Source organism: Escherichia sp. KCJ4928 (assembly GCF_004352695.1).
In the GTDB taxonomy this organism is placed as follows: Bacteria; Pseudomonadota; Gammaproteobacteria; order Enterobacterales; family Enterobacteriaceae; genus ECMA0423.
Genome location: NZ_SJWV01000656.1, coordinates 1 through 354, shown reverse-complemented (window position 1 = coordinate 354; position 354 = coordinate 1). Strand labels below are relative to the sequence as shown.

Genomic DNA, 354 nt, shown 5'->3' with positions numbered 1-354 from the left:
CTGATAGAACACCGCGCCCGTACACATGACAGTGAAAACGTCATCCATGATCTGGCTGCAGAACTCATCCGTAAGCAGGGATATCACCTCTGATGTACAGCATACACATCACTCCCCGCTGCCGGCGCCCTGCACGGGGACAGGTCTTCCTGAAAACGCTGCGCGTGGACGGTGACAGTTTCAGCTTCACCCTGCCGTCCGCCTGCTTCACGCTGCGTCCCTCCCCAAATCCCCGGGTCATTTTCGCCAGTGACAGACGGGCTGACGGGGAAATGAGTGGCGTTCGCCTGGCTCTGCCCGGAGAGACAGGCACACTGATAACAACGGCCACCTGGCAGGTCAACGTGCCGGAGC

The 354-nt window shown here is 59.9% G+C and carries 1 pseudogene; it reads left to right on the top strand.

The features are described 5' to 3' along the window. Window positions 1-92: 92 nt before the first annotated feature. Window positions 93-354: pseudogene (locus tag E0D98_RS27710) on the top strand (conjugal transfer protein TraV); the annotation flags it as partial.